The sequence below is a fragment of the Mesorhizobium sp. M7A.F.Ca.US.014.04.1.1 genome (assembly GCF_003998745.1).
Taxonomy (GTDB): Bacteria; Pseudomonadota; Alphaproteobacteria; order Rhizobiales; family Rhizobiaceae; genus Mesorhizobium; species Mesorhizobium ciceri.
This window is the reverse complement of record NZ_RZRW01000674.1, coordinates 1-2,812: the sequence shown is the minus strand read 5'-3', so window position 1 is coordinate 2,812 and position 2,812 is coordinate 1. Positions and strand designations below refer to the sequence as shown.

General features: G+C 65.0%; 1 protein-coding gene and 1 pseudogene. Both read left to right on the top strand.

The annotated features are described in order from the left end of the window. A partial coding sequence (locus EOA22_RS29765) for a xanthine dehydrogenase family protein molybdopterin-binding subunit (RefSeq protein WP_164755997.1) occupies nucleotides 1–2,192 on the top strand: 2,192 nt, incomplete at its 5' end. After that, nucleotides 2,189–2,812 (top strand): annotated as a pseudogene (locus EOA22_RS29760) (6-hydroxynicotinate reductase); the annotation flags it as partial. The gene EOA22_RS29765 and the pseudogene EOA22_RS29760, both read left to right, overlap by 4 nt.

Below are 2,812 nucleotides of genomic sequence, written 5' to 3'. Positions count from 1 at the left end.
CCCCCGCCGATGCCCTGGCGGTCCTGGTGATCCGCTCTCCGCATTATCACGCCAGCTTCGCCTTCGGTGACCTCGATGGCTGGGCGAAGGCACATCCCGGTGTCGCCGGCGTCTTCACCGCCGCCGACATTCCGGGAAAAAACTGTTTCGGCGTCATCGGCCCCTTCGCCGACCAGCCGGCACTGGCCGAAGGGTTTGCCCGCCTTCGCGGTGAGGCGGTGGCGTTGGTCGCTGGCGAGCGCGAGGCGATGCTCGATATCGACCTCTCGGATTTTCCGATCCGCTGGACCGAATTGCCGCATGTTCTCCAATCCTGCGAAGCGCGCGCCGGCGGTGCCAAGCTCATCCATGAGAACAGACCGGCAAACCTGCTGACCTCCGGCTTCGTCGAACGCGGCGATCCGGAAGGGGCCCTTGCCGGTGCAGCGTTCACGGTGTCCGGCGTCATCGACACCTCCTATGTCGAGCACGCCTATATCGAACCGGAAGCCGGCTATGCCTATGTGGACGGCGACACGCTGGTCGTCGTCGCCTGCACCCAGGCGCCCTATATGGACCGCGACGAGACGGCGAAGGTGCTCGGCCTTGCCGTCGACAAGGTGCGCATCGTGCCGACCGCGACCGGCGGCGGTTTCGGCTCGAAGCTCGACGTCTCGCTGCAGCCGCTGATCGGCCTTGTGGCGATGAAGACTGGGCGGCCGGCGGCACTTGCCTACACCCGCACCGAATCGATGATGTCGACCACCAAGCGCCATCCGGCCGAGATGAAAGCAACCATCGGCGCCGATGCCGACGGCCTTGTCACCGGCATGATCTTCGAAGGCGATTTCAACACCGGCGCCTATGCAAGCTGGGGCCCTACCGTGGCCAACCGCGTGCCGGTGCACGCCTCCGGACCTTATGCGACGCCGAACTACCGCGCCGAAGGCCGCGCCATCCATACGCATGGGCCGATCTCCGGCGCCTTCCGCGGCTTCGGCGTGCCGCAAGCGACGATCATGCAGGAGACCCTCTATGATGAGCTGGCCGGCAAGCTCGGCATGGACAGGCTCGATTTTCGCTTGAAGAACTGCCTTCGGAACGGCTCCGAAACGGTCACAGGACAGCTTCTGGACTCCGGCGTCGGCATTGCCGAATGCCTCGAATCGCTGCGGCCGCACTGGGCGCGCGCGGCGGCCGATGCGGAGGCATTCAACAGCGCCAACACAGATAGAAAGCGCGGCGTCGGCGTCGCGTCCTGCTGGTATGGCTGCGGCAACACCTCGCTGCCCAATCCGTCGACCATTCGGGTCGGCATCGCGGCCGACGGCACGGTCATCCTGCACCAGGGCGCGGTCGATATCGGCCAGGGTTCGAACACGGTCATCGCCCAGATCTGCGCCGACGCGCTCGGCCTGCCGCTGGAGAGATTCCAGCTGAAGAGCGCCGATACATCAATTACTCCCGATGCCGGCAAGACATCGGCCTCGCGCCAGACCTTCGTCACCGGCAAGGCGGCCGAGAAGGCCGGCCGCGCCTTGCGTGAAAAGATACTTCGTTTCGCCAATGTTTCGGAAAAAGCCGCTCTCCAACTCGACGGCCCGGCGATCGTCATCCGCGAGGGAGAAGCCACGCGCCGCATCGACCTCACGACGTTGGATCTGGATGCCGAGGGCTTCGTCTTCCGCGCCGAGGAGACCTACGACCCGCCGACGCTGCCCCTCGATGCCAAGGGCCAGGGCAAACCCTACGCCGTTTACGGCTATGGCGCGCAGATCGCCGAACTGGAGGTCGATCTCAAGCTCGGCACGGTGAAGCTGATCAAGATCACCGCCGCGCATGATGTGGGCAAGGCGATCAACCCGCTGCTGGCCGAAGGCCAGATCGAGGGCGGTATCGCGCAAGGCATCGGCATGGCGCTGATGGAAGAGTACATCCCCGGCCGCACCGAGAACCTGCACGACTATCTCATCCCGACCATTGGCGACGTGCCGCCGATCGAGACCATCCTGATAGAAGTTCCGGATCCGGAAGGACCCTTTGGCGCCAAGGGTTTGGGCGAGCATGTGCTGATCCCGACTGCGCCGGCAATCCTCAACGCCATCCGCCACGCCACCGGCGTTCTGATCACCAAGGTTCCGGCGACGCCGACGCGTATCCGCGCTGGCATCCGCGAAAAAGATGGCATCCGCGAAAAGGAGGCACGCCGATGAGCGAGCTTGCCGAACGCTTCGAAACCCATGATCCCGGTGAGAAGCTGGTGGCGGAGAAGATCCGCTGCGATGCCTGTCCGGTGATGTGCTACATCGCTGATGGTCGCACCGGCGCCTGCGACCGCTACGGCAATGTCGGCGGCAGGATCGTGCGGATGGACCCGCTGACCATCCTCGACCATGCGGCCGAGGCCGGCGCGGCAATCGTGCCGTTCGTCGCCGAGGGCGAACAATGGGACGGCGAACTGGTCAACACCGGCCGCCGCTTCGTCACCGCAATCGGCGCCGGCACCACCTATCCCGACTACAAGCCGGCGCCGTTCATCGTCAGCCAGGAAGTCGAAGGCGTCGATCTCGTCACCGTCGTCACGGAAGGCATTTTTTCGTACTGCGGCGTCAAGGTGAAGATCGACACCGACCGGCATATCGGACCCGAGACGGCTATTGTGCGATCGCAAGGCGAGGCAATCGGCCATGTCACGACGGGCGAGTATGGCTCGCAGATGCTGTCGCTGGGCGGCGTGCATCATCTGACCGGCGGCTCGAAGGCCGAAGGACGCGCCACCTGCGACGCGCTGCTCAATCTGTGCAACCGCAAGCCGGGGGAACTCGCCATCGAC